The following is a 15,812-nucleotide window of genomic DNA, read 5'->3' as shown; positions in this document are numbered from 1 at the left end:
GAATCGCAAATATTTAAGCTTGACAATCTATATTCTTGATTCTGCACTTTTTGTTTGTGAACTGGCAAATCTGTTAATTTTATTTGCTTGACGCTCTCGGATTCTGCTCATTTTATGAGCTCAAAAACTAAACTAATTCGGTCTCTGACATTCTTGTTATCATTGTGTTTCGGCATTAAATGTATGTATTTTATAAGGAGTTAAAACTATGTATAGATTTATCCTCAATAGCCATCCAAAACTTCTTGGTTTTGTATTGATCATGCTGACTGCCACGGCAATTGCTGAAGAAACGATTTGTAGCAGTAGTCTTGGTGTTACCACGGTTGATAATTTGCTGGTGCCTAGTAATACGAACTGTAGTTTGGATAGCACGCGAGTTTTAGGCACCATCAAGATTGAAAATAATGCAACACTGGTCGCACAGAGAATAGTGGTGATCGGTAATATTCAGGCTGATAATTCACAACAAATCAATATCCTGGATAATTCCAGGATTGGTGGATCAGTTCAGTTGAAGCAAGGGGGAGGCAGCGTCATTAGCGACAGCATCATTGATGGCGATATCCAATTCGAGAGCAACGCGTCGCCATTCAAAGCATTGCGTAACCAGGTAGGAGGTAGTGTGCAGGTTTTTCAGAATACCGCCAGCATTGAAATCCAGCAGAATAAAATTAAAGGTAATCTACAATGTAAAGAGAATGCGCCGGCTCCTACAGGAGGGGGCAATGTGGTTGGGGGAAATAAAGAAGATCAGTGCAGTCAATTGACTGGTGTGGTTGTAGAAAAAGACGGTTGTGTTCGAACCGGTTCTCTAGTGGATGATAATTTCCGTCTGCATATTCCAAGAGTCACTGTGATTAGTCAGGATGGTAATGTTAACGAATATTGGGCATCACTGCGTTTTGCTCCTGAGTTATCACAAAATGGAAACATTGTTTTTGAATTGGATAATCCATTGCAAAATTTGGGAGTGTGTGATTAGCAGAAAACGGGGTCAGCAGAGTTCTTTTTACCTTTTGTTAAATAGTCAGAATTCCACCCGGACAGGATTTTGCCTGCTCCAGGCGCACCAGCGTCGGCAGCAGGTTGAGGTCGGTTCTTTCTTTCAGTTCGAGAGCCTGTTTCCTGAGTTCATTCAGTGTGATTTCTATTTTCTCTCCGGTTGTGGCCAGCGCTATGACGTTGCCGCTGTCGCACGAAGGGAAAGCCAGGGCGCGTTCGCCGAACGATGTTTTGATGCGCTCCAGGCTGGACTGGTACCCGCGGCTGCGCCCGAGTAAATTCACTGCAAGAATGCCGTTATGGTTCAATCGCGCGCGGCACATCCGGTAAAACGGCAGCCTATTCAGTTCACCGGGGCGCGCATTGGCATCGAAACCATCCACCAGGATCAGGTCGTAAGTCGTGTCATGACCGGCGATATACTGTGAGCCGTCTGCAATTACGATATTGAGGCGTGACGGGTCTTGCGGCAGTTTGAAGAATTGCCTGGCTGCGGCTACCACGCTCGGTTCGATTTCGACCACGGTGAGTTCCGCTAGCGGATAGTGACGATAAATAAATTTGGTCAGTGATGCTGCGCCAAGGCCGATCAACAGCACGGTGCGCGGAAAGTTCGCATGGTCTCTCAGCAGCAGGCTGGCCATCATTTCCCGGGTGTAGTCGAGTTCCAAGCGCCAGGGGCGCGCAATGCGCATCGCGCCCTGGATCCAGTCGGAGCCGAAATGCAATGTGCGCACCCCGGCTTGTTCACGGATATCGATGGGAAAACTCATGTGCGGAAATTTCTTGTCAGATCGGCTCAATCAAAAACAGCAACGCCAGTCCAATGCCGCCAGCCGTTGCCAGCATGCCCGAAATACATTGTTTCGCTAATAAACGGTGGCCGAAGAAAAAAATAAGCCCCAGTTTGAAGCCGATGTTGGAGAGCAATCCCAATGAAATGGCTATGACGGTTTGCGAGATTTCCAGTTTGCCCAGTTCGTATAAACGCAAGCTTGACAAGGTGATGGCATCGACATCGGTTAAGCCGGAGATCAGCGCGACCACGTATAATCCTCGGCTGCCTGCGATGTCGGAAAGCCATGCGGCACAGAACAGAACAACGCCATAAATCAGCCCAAAAGTCGCTGCGGTGCGAATCTCGGTAGGATTCTTGATTTCCGGCATGGGTGCATCTTCTTGCAGCCTGCTGAGTTTGTGCCACCAGTAAGCCGTAACACTTGCCCCTAATAGAAAGCCGCTGCCCAGAACGGGTAGCAATTGCGGCAATATGGCGGGAGAAACCACCGTGCTGATAATGGCCAAACGGATCAACACGGTCAGGTTGGCGATCAGGATAACCACGACGGCCAGTTGAGTGAAACTCTGATTTTCAACGCTGCGGCGCGCGTATACCAGCGTTGTGGCGGTACTGGAAACCAGTCCGCCGAATAACCCCAAAATAGCGCCGCCATGACGTTGCCTGATGAGCCGCAGTGCGATATACCCCGCCAGGCTGACGCCCGATATCAATACCACCATGAGCCAGATCTGATGAGGATTGGTTGCCTCATAAGGCCCAAAATTCTTATCCGGCAGGATCGGCAGGATAATAAACGACAGTACGGCAAACTGTAATACCGAAATCAAATCGCGCCGGCTCAGATTCTGCGTGATGCCGTGCAATTCCGCTTTGAAATACAGCAATATTGTGGTGATAATCGCCAGCATGACGGCCAGGTTATTGTAACCGTACCACACTGCGGCACCCAGGCCATAGCAGACCAGGATCGCGGCTACTGTCGTAGTGCCCGGATCCGCGTTTTTGTCTTTGGCGCGGAGATAAGCGGAGATGGTCATCAGACCGACAATCACCAAGCCGCTCGGCAGCAGCCAGGGCGTGGCTTTTTCCGACAGCATGGCAGCCAGCGTGCCGAATAATGCAACCAGCGCAAAAGTTCTTAATCCTGCTCGAGATCCCGGGCTACGCTCACGTTCCAACCCGATCAGCAAGCCGATCGCCAGGCTGGTTAGAAAATGCGGCAAAGCCGCTAATTCGCCATTAAGTGTGAATTCAGGATGCATTGCCGATTATGGGTAAGTCTGCTTGAAACCAGTGTTCAAGCAGAAATTGTAGAGATGTTTTGCCATTGTATTCATTGAGTTGTAATCGATACACCGCGTCGATGATCTCAGGCAGCGGGTCGTTCTGAAAAAACAGGATGCCGTCGAAAGTATTATCCGATTTTCGTAATTGATCGTTGTCTGCGCAATCCAGTTTTCTGAGCTTCAATTTCAAGTGTTTTTCGCCGACAATGCGTTGACTTTCGACATAAAACCGGGCATTGAACGAAGGTTGAGGAAAACCTTGCCCCCACACCTGACGATCAAGGTATGCCGCCAATTCCAGGTTGATTTCTGCAGGCTCCAGATCACCATCGGTTTCGATGACTTGTGTCAAATTGGCGGGTGTCAGCAAGATTTGCGCCACCCGCTCAAAAGCATCGCGGAATTTCTCAAGATCGCCGGTATTGATAGTCAATCCCGCAGCAGCAGCGTGACCGCCGAATTTTCTAATCAGCTCGGGGTGTCGTTTAGCGACCAGATCCAGTGCATCGCGCAAATGAAAACCGTTGATTGATCGCCCGGAACCTTTGATTTCGCCGTGACTGCCGGGTGCAAAAATGATTACCGGCCGGTGATATTTATCCTTGATGCGTGATGCGAGTATGCCGATGACGCCTTGGTGCCAATCTTGATCGAACAGGCAGATGCTATAGGCGGTCTGAATTTGTTCATCGCGGGTTTTGAGGGTTTCCTCCAGCTTGATCAACGCGCTTTCCTGCATGGTGGATTCAATTTCCCGGCGTTGCCGGTTCAGTTCATCCAACTGTTTGGCAATTTCCAATGCATAGGCTTCATCATCGGTAATCAAGCATTCAATGCCGAGTGACATATCGTCCAATCTCCCCGCTGCATTGAGTCGCGGTCCCAGCATAAAGCCCAGTTCATAGGTGGAGATTTGCGCATAGTCGCGCCGTGATACTTGCAATAGCGCATTGATGCCCGCGCAAGCGCGTCCCTTCCGGATCCGCTCTAAGCCCTGCTGTACCAGGATGCGGTTATTACTATCCAGTTTGACGACATCGGCGACGGTACCTAGTGCGACCAGATCGAGGAAACCGGCAAGATTCGGCTCCTGGCTTGTTGCGAAAGCGCCACGTTGACGCAATTCTGCGCGTAGCGCCAGCATTAGATAAAAAATGACGCCTACACCGGCAATACTTTTGCTGGGAAAGAGACAGCTCGGTTGATTGGGATTGATAATAGCCATGGCCGCAGGCAATTCATTGCCGGGCAAGTGATGATCGGTGATGATTACTTGCATGCCCAGGCGGTTGGCGGCTGATACGCCTTCAACGCTGGCGATGCCGTTATCGACGGTAATCAGTAGATCAGGCTGCTTAGTTTCGTGTGCCAGATGTACGATTTCCGGAGTCAGGCCATATCCGAATTCAAACCGATTGGGTACCAGATAGTCAATGGTGGCGCCAAACTTGCGTAAAATGCGCATACCGACCGCACATGCCGTAGCGCCATCGGAGTCGTAATCAGCTATTATCAGCAGACGCTTTTTTGCGGCAATGGCATCGGCAAGCAGGGCCGCGGTCACCGTGATGTTTTTGAGTTGCCCGAATGGAATCAGGCGTATCAGTTCGGTTTCGAGCTGGCTTGAGTCTTCAATGCCCCGTGCAGCAAAAATACGTGCAAGTACCGGAGGTAATCCGCAGTCATGCAGCATTTGGAAAGACTGTAAATTATATGAACGGGTAGTGATCCTGGTCATGTATCGAAGAAGTAATAGTGCGCAAAATTTAAGAACGAATTTATTCTGCAGGTATTTCTGCCTCTGCTGCAAGTTTTTCCACTTTAAGAACGTGCAAGCGGCGGCTATCAACCCGTTGCACGGTGAATGTAAAGTGACCGATCACGACAGTTTCGCCGCGATTAGGCAAGCGGCCAAATTTGTTGAGTACCAGCCCGCCTATGGTATCGAAATCTTCGTTGCTGAAGTGCGCGCCAAGTACTTCGTTGAAGCTGTCAATCTCGGTGATTGCCTTGACACGGTATAGTCCATCCGACTCCATGACGATGTTATCTTCCTCATCATCAAAGTCGTATTCGTCTTCAATTTCTCCCACGATCTGTTCGAGTACATCTTCAATCGTCACCAGGCCGGCCACCCCTCCGTATTCATTTACGACGATGGCCATGTGATTGCGATTACTGCGGAATTCCTTAAGCAGGATATTGAGCCGCTTGGATTCGGGGATGAATACAGCCGGACGCAACATGCCGCGGATATTGAATTCTTCCGGATCGGCGTAATAGCGCAGTAAATCCTTGGCCAACAGAATACCGATAATTTCATCTTCGCAGCCTTCTGTAACCGGAAAACGGGAATGCGCGGCTTCAATGACAAATGGAATGAATTGCTCCGGTTTCTTGCTGATGTCGACAACATCCATTTGCGAGCATGGCACCATGATATCGCGTGCCTGCATTTCGGAAACCTGCATGACGCCTTCGATCATGCTGAGTGCATCGGAATCGAGTAAATTGCGCTCAAAAGCAGAGTGCAACAGTGTGATCAGTTGTTCGCGATCCTCCGGTTTGCGGATGAGCATTGCGCTTAATCGCTCCAACCAACCGCTTTTAGGTGGGGGTTCGTCCATGATGTATTTGAAATCCAGTGGATGTGAAAAAAAAATGAAGCAGAAATTTTCTTTGGCAGCTTCGCGGGGATAAGAGTATTACAGGACTATGACACAAAATTTGCATTGCCATATTCCAGATAAGGGTTTGTAAAACCAAGTTTGGTCAATATTTGTATTTCCAATTGTTCCATTGATGCAGCATCTGAATCTTCAATGTGATCATAGCCTTGTAAATGTAACAGGCCATGAATGGTTAAATGGGCGTAATGCGCCATTAGGTTTTTGTCCTGTTGTTGCGCCTCTTCGTTAATTACAGGCGCGCATAGTATGATATCGCCCGTTAAAGGCTTTGCATCGTCATAAACAAAGGTTAGCACGTTAGTGGCGTAATTTTTATTACGAAATTGCTGATTAAGCTCTCGTCCTTCATTTTCATCGACGAGCCGTAAAACAACCTCGGCTTCTTGCATCAATGCAACTTTGGTCCAACGGCGAAATTGCGGTCGGCTGGGTACTGTTGTGCATTCTGTTGCGTATTGCACCATCAGCCTGAATGAATTTGTTTTCTGTACAAGATGATCAGGATTGCCGGGTTTGTTTGCCGTGCTTTTCATAGGCGGTGACAATGCGTTGAACGAGCGGATGCCTTACTACATCTTCAGACAGAAAATGGGTAAAGGCGATGCCGCGTATGTTTTTTAGAATGTGCTGGGCCTCGATTAAACCGCTTTTCTGGTGTTTTGGCAGATCAATTTGTGTGATATCGCCGGTGATGACTGCTTTTGAGCCAAGCCCCATGCGAGTTAGAAACATTTTCATTTGTTCCGGTGTAGTGTTTTGCGCCTCATCCAGAATAATGAATGACTGATTCAGCGTGCGTCCACGCATAAAAGCCAGTGGCGCGATTTCGATGGTATTGCGCTCAAATTGTTTGCTTGTCTTATCAAAGCCCATTAAATCATATAGCGCATCATACAGCGGACGTAAATACGGATCGACCTTTTGAGTCATATCACCGGGTAAAAAACCTAAACGTTCACCAGCCTCAACAGCCGGGCGAACCAGAATCAAGCGGGATACCAGGCCGCGTTCAAGTGCATCGACTGCGCTGGCTACCGCTAGATAAGTTTTTCCGGTACCGGCGGGACCGATGGCGAAGGTGATGTCGTGCTCCTGAATTTGCTGCAGATATTGAATTTGATGCGGTGTTCGGCCATATAAATTGGTGCGGCGTGTCAGCAGCCCGGATGTTTCTGGTTGTGCAATGCCGGTACTATCGGCGGTGACACTGTCGTCCTCCGTTGTGTAATGTGGATTCATCGCTTCGATCAAGCCGAGTTGAATATGCTCCAGGCTTAAGTGGTGTTGTGATTGGTTGTAAAAATTGCGCAGCACTTTTGCCGCAAGCTTTGTTTGACCGGATTTGCCCGATAAGCTGAAGTGTTCGCCACGCCGGGAAATGGTGACATCCAGCGCAGTTTCAACTTGTTTTAAATTTTCATCCAGCGCACCGCACAGATTGGCAAGGCGTTGGTTGTCGGTGGGTGTAAAAGAAATTTCTAAGGGAGTTGGTTTCAATGTCGGAGAATGCTGTTTTGATAGGATGATTTTCGCAGCGCACGGGATACTTTGCAAGTAAAACTCATGCTATGGATATATGTTTATTCATATACGAGATCTCCGCGCAGAGAATGCGCGCGGGCTTCAGTGATCAGTACGTTGACAAATTGCCCAATCAATTCAGAATTGCCGGCTAAATTGACGACACGGTTGTTATCCGTGCGCCCACTCAGTTCATCGAGGTTCTTTTTAGATGCACCTTCCAGCAACACTCGCTGAACCGTGCCGATCATTTGCAGGCTGATTTTGCGGGATTGCAAACTCAACTGCGCTTGTAAGCGATGCAGCCGTTCCAGTTTCTTTTCCTGTGGCAAATCATCGGGTAAGTCGGCTGCGGGCGTACCGGGGCGAGGACTGTATACGAAACTGTATGAATCGTCAAAATTCATCTCTTCGACCAGCTTCAGCGTTGCTTGGAAATCCGCCTCGGTTTCTCCGGGGAAGCCAACAATGAAATCTGATGATAATGAAATATCTGGACGTATAGTTCGCAGCTTCCTGATAATGGATTTGTATTCCAATACGCTATAACCTCGTTTCATGGCCGCCAGTATACGGTCAGAGCCGGATTGCACCGGCAGATGCAAGTGATTGACCAGCTTGGGTAACTGGTTGTAAGTCTGAATCAGGCGCGTAGTAAACTCTTTAGGATGAGATGTCGTGTAGCGGATGCGCTCAATTCCTGGTATTTCATGAAGGTACTCGAGTAGCAAGGCGAAATCAGCAATTTCACCATCAGTCATCATCCCCAGGTAAGCATTGACATTCTGTCCTAGCAAAGTGATTTCTTTAATGCCCTGATCGGCAAGTACGGCGATTTCTGTCAGTACATCATCCAGCGGGCGGGAAACTTCTTCGCCTCGCGTGTAAGGAACCACGCAGAAACTACAGTATTTGCTGCAACCTTCCATGATTGAGACAAACGCTGTGACACCTTCAGTGCGGGCAGGAGGTAGATGGTCGAATTTTTCTATCTCAGGAAAAGAGATATCAACTTGCGAGCGCCCGGTTGCTTTGCGTGTTTCTATGAGTTGCGGCAATCGGTGCAAGGTTTGCGGACCAAATACGATGTCGACAAATGGCGCTCGGCTGACAATCGCTTTGCCTTCCTGGCTGGCGACACATCCACCCACCCCGATCAACAAATCAGGATTGCGTTCTTTCAAGTGCCGTACCCGCCCAAGGTCATGGAATACTTTTTCTTGTGCTTTCTCGCGCACAGAGCAGGTATTGAATAATATCATATCAGCTTCAGCCGGGTCATTGGTCGATTCCATGCCATAAGCGGCATGCAGCACATCAGCCATTTTTTCCGAGTCGTACTCGTTCATTTGGCATCCAAAGGTTTTGATATAAAGTTTATTGCTCACGGATTGGCTCTTGAAGTGTAAAAAGGTTACGTGTTATCGAGGTATTTGCTGTCCTTGGTTTTCAGCTTCCTTGGCTTCTTCCGGGGTCAAAATCCAAACGCGATGCAGATTTCCCATAATATCCAACTGATAACGGACGAGGCCAACATAGTTCGCGGCATTGGGTAAAATGATCAAATTATCTATCCCTCGGATTTGTCCGCCTGGTCCTATTTGCATTTGCTGGTTATTAATAACGAATAAAGGAAAGGAAACGGCGGTTAAATTCCCTAGTTGACTATTGACAGGAAATTTTCTGGTTTGCTGACTAAATATTGATGGTGACATTGCCATCAATACAGTTATCAGTAGTAGAGATATTCCCCGAGTTTTGTTCATAAGAAACCGGATTGGAGCGAATTAATCGTACGCGCCAAGAAGCCAAGCTGATTATACCTAATTTATTGGAAGCTTATGATACGCTAATTATTGGCAAAACGACATAATCCATGCAATGTATGTTAATAGGTTAGGAGTAAGAGTTAAAACCAGGAACCGGGGCGAGGGGCATGCATAGATGATGCTAAATGTGCCACTATTATTATAATAGAAGTCGGCCCGTCGGTATTTGCAATTTCATTCTTGAAGTTATTGCAAGCTATCGTTTGCTATGGGGGTTGCTACCCAAATAATCGTTGTACTGAATTATGACTGCTCTGTGCGTTTTAACCAAGGAAAATACATGAGAAATGTAGTGGTTTTAAGTGGGGTACGAACAGCCATAGGTGATTATGGTGGTTCATTGCGGCAGATTGCTCCGGCTGATCTAGCGGCAAAAGTAGTGCGAGAAGCCGTATTGCGAGCAAAAATTGATCCTAATGATGTTGGGCATCTGATTTTTGGTAATGTGATTCACGGAGAATCGCGCGATATGTATCTGGCACGTGTGGCCTGTATCAATGGCGGCTTGTCGCAACATACTTCGGCGCTGGCAGTTAATCGTTTGTGCGGGAGCGGTTTGCAAGCCATTATTTCGGCCAGCCAAAGTATTATGCTTAATGATACTGATGTGGCAGTCGCGGGCGGTGCGGAATCCATGAGTCGAGGTGGTTATTTATTGCCGGCATTGCGTTGGGGGCAGCGCATGAATAACGGAGATACCGTGGACATGATGGTTGGTGCACTTACTGATCCATTCGATCTCGTGCATATGGGAGTCACAGCCGAGAATATTGCAGAAAAATGGCAAATTAGCAGAGCGGAGCAAGATGCATTTGCACTGGAAAGTCATCGTCGTGCCTTGCATGCGATTAATAATGGCTATTTCAAAGAGCAAATATTGCCTGTTGAAATAGTTGTCGGTAAAAAAACAATTTTTTTTGATACTGATGAGCATCCTCGTGAAGATGCGAGTTTAGAGAGTTTGGGCAAGCTTCGATCTATTTTTAAAAAAGAGGGCACGGTAACCGCAGGTAATGCCTCCGGTATAAACGATAGTGCAGCTGCAGTGGTTTTGATGGAGAGTGATGCGGCACGGAAAATGGGTTTAAAACCGATGGCGCGGTTGGTTGCCTATGGTCATGCCGGTGTAGATCCTAAATTTATGGGCATCGGACCGGTACCCGCTGTGCAAATGGCATTGCAGCGTGCAAATATCAAGCTAGCTGAGCTGGATGTAATTGAGTCCAATGAAGCATTTGCTGTACAAGCTTGTGCGGTCGCAAAAGAATTGCAATTTGATCCGGACAAAACTAATCCGAATGGAGGGGCGGTGGCATTAGGCCACCCGATAGGTGCGACAGGTTGTATTTTAACAATCAAGGCGCTGCATGAATTGCAGCGCACTGGTGGGCGCTATGCATTGGTAACTATGTGCATTGGAGGCGGTCAAGGGATTGCGGCAATCTTTGAAAAACATGAATAGCGGTGCGGTGTAGGGTTTGCTTGATGCCTGGTAAAAAAAGAAGCGTAATAATCGTATACATCATAAAAGTTAAATGCGAGTTTGCGTTGACTGAAGGGGACAATTAGGCTATAGTTGCGCCTTTTTTAAGTGCAGATATGCTGTCTGTTCCAAGGGCAGGTAAAGAATGTCTTGGATAAAGAGTAGATCGCTTAGGGTTGTTCTGCTTGTGCAATTGCTGGTTACATTTGCGTTAGTAATTGTCTTTTTGCTTGCTCTTGGCAAGCACGGCGCAATTTCAGCGATGCTGGGTGGAGGGATAAGCGTAATTTCATCAGCAGTATTTGCATTAATTGTATCGCGTCATCAAGGATATACGGCAGGCGATGCGATTAGAACTGCGCTAAGAGCCGAGGCGGCTAAAATAATATTAATAGTTGGCTTGTTATGGATGGTATTCAAGTTTTATGCAAGCGTTAATGCGCTTGTATTTATTGGAACGTTCATTCTCATGGTTTTGGTTTATAGCATGGTGTTATTCGTAGCAGACAATACTAAGAAGATAAGATAAATTCATAAGTAAAGCAGGCAGCACATGGCATCCGATACAGAACTTACACCCACGTCATACATTGAGCATCATCTCACCTATTTAACAACGCAAGTCCGGGAAGGGGCATTCTGGGTTCTTCATGTCGATACCTTGGTGACATCCATTGTTCTGGGTGTTATAAGCCTGGGATTTATATGGCTGGTGGTACGTAAAGCAACTTCTGGGGTGCCGTCCAAGACTCAAGCTTTTGTCGAGCTGGCTGTTGAGTTCATTGATAATGAAGTCAAGAATACATTTCACGGCAATCGGCATGTATTTGTTGCGCCTGCAGCATTAACAATTTTTGTGTGGGTTTTGATGATGAATGCCATGGATATTCTGCCCATCGATATTATGGCATGGATTATGGAGCATGCATTTGGTTTGCACAATTGGAAGATAGTGCCAACAACAGATGTTAATACAACTTTTGCGTTGGCTCTATCAATCTGGCTGCTTATGCTTTTCTTCAATGTAAAGGTTAAGGGGTTGGGTGGTTGGATGCATGAGCTTTTCTGCACGCCATTTGGAAAAAACCCATTGCTATGGCCATTGAATTTATTATTCAATTTTATTGAATATGTATCAAAACCATTATCCCACTCTCTGCGGCTTTTTGGAAATATATACGCTGGCGAAATTATTTTCCTATTGTTGGGCATGTGGGCAGCAACCGGTATATCGGGTACAATCTTTGGCGCAGTATTGGGAGCGGGTTGGGCGATATTCCATATCTTGATTGTAACTTTGCAAGCATTTATCTTCATGATGTTGACGGTTGTGTATCTGTCGATGGCGCATGAATCGCATTAAGTTCTGGTTTTTTTTGTTGTTGCATATTTTTAATCTTATAGAAAGGAATTAAAATGGAGAATTTGCAGTATTTGGCAATGATTCAGGCATATACTGGAATAGGCATCGGTTTGATGATTGGTCTTGGTGCGGCTGGTGCGTGTATAGGGGTTGGCGTTATGTGTAGCCGCTTTCTTGAAGGTGCGGCACGTCAACCTGAGATGATTCCAACTTTGCAAGGTAAGGTGTTTCTTTTGTTGGGATTGACAGACGCGTCATTTATTATTGCTGTTGGTCTGGCAATGTTGTTTGCATTTGGTAATCCATTGCTGGCAGTAATTCAGTAATAATGTCATTGCTGTTTAGATCAGATAATACAGGCTTGTAATGAATATTAACTTTACTTTAATTTCTCAGGCGATAGCCTTTTCAGTCTTCATTTGGTTTACTGTCAGGTATGTATGGCCACCATTGTTGCGCGCAATAGAAGAACGGCAAAAAACGATTGCTGACGGCTTGGCTGCTGGTGAGCGTGGACGTCATGAACTGGAATTGGCCAGTCAACGTTCTTCGGATGTGCTGAGAGATGCGAAACAACGTGCTTCAGAGATAATTATTCAAGCTGAGAAACGTGCCGCAGAAGTTATTGAAGAGGCAAAAAAGTCTGCAAAAGAGGAAGGTGATCGAATAGTTGCTGGTGCTAAAGCGGATATAGAGCATGAAATTTTCAGTGCAAAAGAAGTGCTAAGGCAGCAAGTTTCGGAATTGGCAGTGGCGGGAGCGGCAAAAATTTTACGTCGCGAAGTGGATGCCAAAGCGCATGCTGATCTGCTTGCTGCAATACGGGAAGATTTAAAATAATGGCTGAAGCAATTACTGTTGCAAGACCGTATGCGGAAGCGGCATATAAGTTCGCTGTTGAAAAAAAAGAATTATCTCAATGGTCAAAAATATTGCAGCTTGCGGCTTCGATAGCAGAAGATGGTCAAATGAAGCTTCTTGTCGGGAATCCGCGGATATCAGTTAGTCAGTTAAGTGAATTGATTCTGGATATTGGTGGAAAAAAATTCCCTGCTGATGCGCGGAATCTAATCATGTTGCTGGTTGAAAATAAACGTGTGCTGCTGTTATCTCAAGTGAGTCAACTGTTTGAGCAGCTAAAAGCGCAGCATGAAGGTGTTTTAGAGGCTAAAATCATAAGTGCATTTAAAATGCAGAGCGATCAAGTTGATAGATTGATTAATAATTTAGAGCGAAAGTTTAATCGTAAGATAGAAGCTCAAGTGAGTGTTGATCCCGAATTGATAGGTGGTGTCAAAGTGGAAATTGGTGATGAAACTTTGGATGCATCAGTTCGCGGGAAACTAGAAGCCATGGCTGTTGCCCTTAAAAGCTAGGAGTTAAATTAAATGCAGTTAAATCCATCCGAAATCAGTGAGCTGATTAAAAAAAGGATTGAGGGACTTGCGGATACGGCAGAGATTCGTACGCAAGGAACTATCGTTTCTGTAACAGACGGTATTGTGCGTATACATGGACTGTCAGATGTAATGCAAGGAGAAATGTTGGAGTTTCCGGGCAATACTTTTGGTCTGGCATTGAATCTTGAAAGGGACTCAGTGGGCGCAGTTATTATGGGAGCCTATGAGCATATCCGTGAAGGTGATATAGTCAAATGTACTGGGCGTATTCTCGAGGTTCCAGTTGGAGAAGGTTTGTTGGGGCGTGTCGTGAATGCACTGGGGCAGCCGATAGATGGAAAGGGTCCTGTTACAGCCGCTAGGTCGGAGCCAATTGAGAAAATTGCACCGGGTGTTATATGGAGGCAATCTGTTGATCAGCCAGTGCAAACTGGATTGAAGTCAGTGGATTCCATGGTGCCGATTGGTCGGGGGCAGCGGGAATTGATCATCGGTGATCGTCAGACAGGTAAAACTGCTGTTGCAATTGATGCGATCCTGAATCAGAAAGGTCAAGATATGCTCTGTATATATGTTGCGGTCGGACAGAAAGCATCATCGATTGCAAACGTAGTGCGCAAACTTGAAGAGCATGGCGCAATGGAATATACCATTGTGGTGGCAGCGACGGCATCAGAATCAGCGGCAATGCAATTTATTGCGCCTTATTCAGGTTGTACTATGGGTGAGTACTTCCGAGACAAAGGTCAAGATGCTTTGATTGTTTATGATGATTTAACTAAACAAGCATGGGCCTATAGGCAGATTTCTTTACTTCTGAGACGACCTCCGGGTCGTGAAGCATATCCGGGCGATGTTTTTTATCTTCATTCGCGTTTGTTAGAAAGAGCGGCGCGAGTGAGTGCGGCTTATGTTGAAAAAGCAACAAATGGTGCGGTAAAAGGAAAGACAGGTTCTTTAACGGCATTGCCGATCATTGAAACGCAAGCGGGTGACGTAACCGCTTTCGTGCCAACTAATGTAATTTCTATCACGGATGGGCAAATTTTCCTTGAAACAGATTTGTTTAATGCAGGTATACGTCCGGCAATTAATGCAGGTGTTTCTGTCTCTCGTGTAGGCGGTGCAGCGCAAACCAAAGTGATAAAAAAGCTTGGTGGTGGCATACGTTTGGCTCTAGCACAATATCGCGAACTAGCGGCGTTTGCTCAATTTGCATCTGATTTGGATGAAGCAACGCGCAAACAGCTGGAGCGTGGGAAAATGGCGACTGAGCTTATGAAGCAACCTCAATATGCGACTCTTAGCGTTTCAGATATGGCACTTACTTTATTTGCTATTAATAATGGCTATTTCGATGATGTTGAAGTCGCTCGTGCTTTGGCATTCGAGTCGGCACTGAAAAGCTATATTCGCGGCCAACATGGAAATATTCTTGATAATATTGAGAGAAATAAAGAGCTTGATGCTGGAACTGAAAAGGAATTGACAGCAGCAATCCTGGAATTTAAGCAAAGCGGAACATATTAAGCAAATGGCCGGTAGCAGAGAAATACGCAATAAAATAAAGAGTGTAAAAAATACGCAAAAAATAACGCGTGCCATGGAGATGGTTGCGGCATCAAAAATGCGTAAGGCTCAAGATCGTATGAAGAAGGCGCGCCCCTATGGAGAAAAAATACGCAATGTAGCTGCGCATATGAGTCGGGCGAATACTGAGTATAGACATCCATTCTTGATCGAGCGGGATACCGTCAAAAGGATTGGCATTATTGTCGTAACCTCAGACAAAGGGTTATGTGGCGGATTGAATACTAACGTTTTGCGCAAGACTCTGAGTCAAATGAAGCTATGGAATAATGAGGGGGAGCAGATTGAGGTTTGTTGTATTGGTAACAAAGGATTAGGTTTTATGAGCCGGATTGGTGCGAATATCACGTCTCAAGTTGTGGGACTTGGTGATACACCAGATATTACTAGACTCATTGGCGCGGTTAAAGTGGTGTTGGACGGTTATACACATGATAAGTTTGATCAAGTATATATTTTTTATAATCGTTTTATCAATACCATGAAGCAACAACCAGTTATGGAGCAACTGCTGCCTTTAACTGATGAGCTTATGCAGAGCGAAGCTGGGAGCGATGAAAAGCAGAAAACGTCATGGGATTATATCTATGAGCCAGAAGCGAAGTCGGTCATTGATGATGTTATGGTTCGGTACGTTGAGGCATTGATATATCAGGCTGTTGCTGAGAATATGGCATCAGAGCAATCAGCAAGAATGGTGGCGATGAAGGCTGCTTCCGACAATGCCGGTAACGTTATTGATGAATTGACATTGATTTATAACAAATCAAGGCAAGCAGCGATCACGAAGGAATTGTCTGAGATTGTCGGAGGCGCTGCAGCTGTTTAAAAATTTTGTATTAG

Annotated in this window: 17 protein-coding genes; 9 read left to right on the top strand and 8 right to left on the bottom strand. The window is 46.2% G+C overall.

The annotated features are described in order from the left end of the window. Positions 1-208 precede the first annotated feature (208 nt). On the top strand, positions 209-985 hold the full coding sequence (locus C4S39_RS01115; protein ID WP_181023717.1) for a hypothetical protein: 777 nt from the start codon (positions 209-211) through the stop codon (positions 983-985). 37 nt (positions 986-1,022) lie between these two features. On the opposite strand, the gene C4S39_RS01110 is transcribed toward C4S39_RS01115, so the two are convergent. From C4S39_RS01110 to C4S39_RS01075, 8 genes are all read right to left on the bottom strand, one after another. Beyond that, entirely contained in the window at positions 1,023-1,778 is a 756-nt protein-coding gene (locus tag C4S39_RS01110; RefSeq protein ID WP_103965207.1) for a fused MFS/spermidine synthase, read from the bottom strand. 16 nt (positions 1,779-1,794) lie between these two features. Continuing rightward, positions 1,795-3,069 carry an MgtC/SapB family protein gene (locus C4S39_RS01105; protein ID WP_103965206.1) on the bottom strand — a complete coding sequence of 425 codons (1,275 nt, stop codon included), beginning with the start codon at positions 3,067-3,069 and terminating at the stop codon, positions 1,795-1,797. Further along, positions 3,059-4,831, bottom strand: a complete 1,773-nt coding sequence (gene recJ / locus C4S39_RS01100) for a single-stranded-DNA-specific exonuclease RecJ (protein ID WP_103965205.1) — start codon at positions 4,829-4,831, stop codon at positions 3,059-3,061. Before recJ ends, C4S39_RS01105 begins: the two co-directional genes overlap by 11 nt. Before the next feature lie 40 nt (positions 4,832-4,871). Continuing rightward, positions 4,872-5,720 (bottom strand): HlyC/CorC family transporter, encoded by an 849-nt coding sequence (locus C4S39_RS01095; protein ID WP_103965204.1) that lies wholly within the window; start codon positions 5,718-5,720, stop codon positions 4,872-4,874. An 86-nt stretch (positions 5,721-5,806) separates the two neighbouring features. Then, complete coding sequence (gene ybeY / locus C4S39_RS01090) at positions 5,807-6,316, bottom strand: rRNA maturation RNase YbeY (protein WP_181023716.1); 510 nt, start codon at positions 6,314-6,316, stop codon at positions 5,807-5,809. Then, positions 6,282-7,280 (bottom strand): PhoH family protein, encoded by a 999-nt coding sequence (locus tag C4S39_RS01085; protein ID WP_103965285.1) that lies wholly within the window; start codon positions 7,278-7,280, stop codon positions 6,282-6,284. Before C4S39_RS01085 ends, ybeY begins: the two co-directional genes overlap by 35 nt. A gap of 83 nt (positions 7,281-7,363) precedes the next feature. After that, the gene (gene miaB, locus C4S39_RS01080; RefSeq protein ID WP_103965203.1) at positions 7,364-8,692 is read right to left on the bottom strand and encodes a tRNA (N6-isopentenyl adenosine(37)-C2)-methylthiotransferase MiaB; all 1,329 of its coding nucleotides are present in this window, start codon (positions 8,690-8,692) and stop codon (positions 7,364-7,366) included. A gap of 33 nt (positions 8,693-8,725) precedes the next feature. Then, a complete protein-coding gene (locus tag C4S39_RS01075; protein ID WP_103965283.1) occupies positions 8,726-9,019 on the bottom strand; it encodes a hypothetical protein in 294 nt (97 codons plus the stop codon). 394 nt (positions 9,020-9,413) lie between these two features. Here C4S39_RS01075 and C4S39_RS01070 point away from each other — a divergent pair, with 394 nt between their 5' ends. The 8 genes from C4S39_RS01070 (at position 9,414) to atpG (ending at position 15,798) form a co-directional block, all read left to right on the top strand. Beyond that, positions 9,414-10,595: an acetyl-CoA C-acyltransferase family protein gene (locus C4S39_RS01070; RefSeq protein WP_103965202.1), complete on the top strand. Its 1,182-nt coding sequence runs from the start codon at positions 9,414-9,416 to the stop codon at positions 10,593-10,595. A 208-nt stretch (positions 10,596-10,803) separates the two neighbouring features. Beyond that, positions 10,804-11,145, top strand: coding sequence for an ATP synthase subunit I (locus C4S39_RS01065; RefSeq protein ID WP_258039223.1), 342 nt, complete (start codon positions 10,804-10,806; stop codon positions 11,143-11,145). A 24-nt stretch (positions 11,146-11,169) separates the two neighbouring features. Then, positions 11,170-11,979 carry a F0F1 ATP synthase subunit A gene (atpB, locus tag C4S39_RS01060; RefSeq protein ID WP_103965200.1) on the top strand — a complete coding sequence of 270 codons (810 nt, stop codon included), beginning with the start codon at positions 11,170-11,172 and terminating at the stop codon, positions 11,977-11,979. A gap of 53 nt (positions 11,980-12,032) precedes the next feature. Further along, positions 12,033-12,305, top strand: coding sequence for a F0F1 ATP synthase subunit C (atpE, locus tag C4S39_RS01055; protein ID WP_013646518.1), 273 nt, complete (start codon positions 12,033-12,035; stop codon positions 12,303-12,305). A gap of 40 nt (positions 12,306-12,345) precedes the next feature. Then, positions 12,346-12,819 carry a F0F1 ATP synthase subunit B gene (locus C4S39_RS01050; protein WP_103965199.1) on the top strand — a complete coding sequence of 158 codons (474 nt, stop codon included), beginning with the start codon at positions 12,346-12,348 and terminating at the stop codon, positions 12,817-12,819. Beyond that, on the top strand, positions 12,819-13,355 hold the full coding sequence (locus tag C4S39_RS01045) for a F0F1 ATP synthase subunit delta (protein ID WP_103965198.1): 537 nt from the start codon (positions 12,819-12,821) through the stop codon (positions 13,353-13,355). The genes C4S39_RS01050 and C4S39_RS01045 overlap by 1 nt, the downstream gene beginning before the upstream one ends. A 12-nt stretch (positions 13,356-13,367) precedes the next feature. Next, positions 13,368-14,909 (top strand): F0F1 ATP synthase subunit alpha, encoded by a 1,542-nt coding sequence (gene atpA / locus C4S39_RS01040; protein ID WP_103965197.1) that lies wholly within the window; start codon positions 13,368-13,370, stop codon positions 14,907-14,909. A gap of 4 nt (positions 14,910-14,913) precedes the next feature. Continuing rightward, entirely contained in the window at positions 14,914-15,798 is an 885-nt protein-coding gene (atpG, locus tag C4S39_RS01035; RefSeq protein WP_103965196.1) for a F0F1 ATP synthase subunit gamma, read from the top strand. The last annotated feature ends 14 nt before the right edge of the window (positions 15,799-15,812 follow it).

Origin of the sequence: Nitrosomonas ureae, from assembly GCF_900108305.1 — a bacterium.
Taxonomy (GTDB): domain Bacteria; phylum Pseudomonadota; class Gammaproteobacteria; order Burkholderiales; family Nitrosomonadaceae; genus Nitrosomonas; species Nitrosomonas ureae_B.
This window is presented reverse-complemented; position numbering and strand designations above follow the sequence as displayed.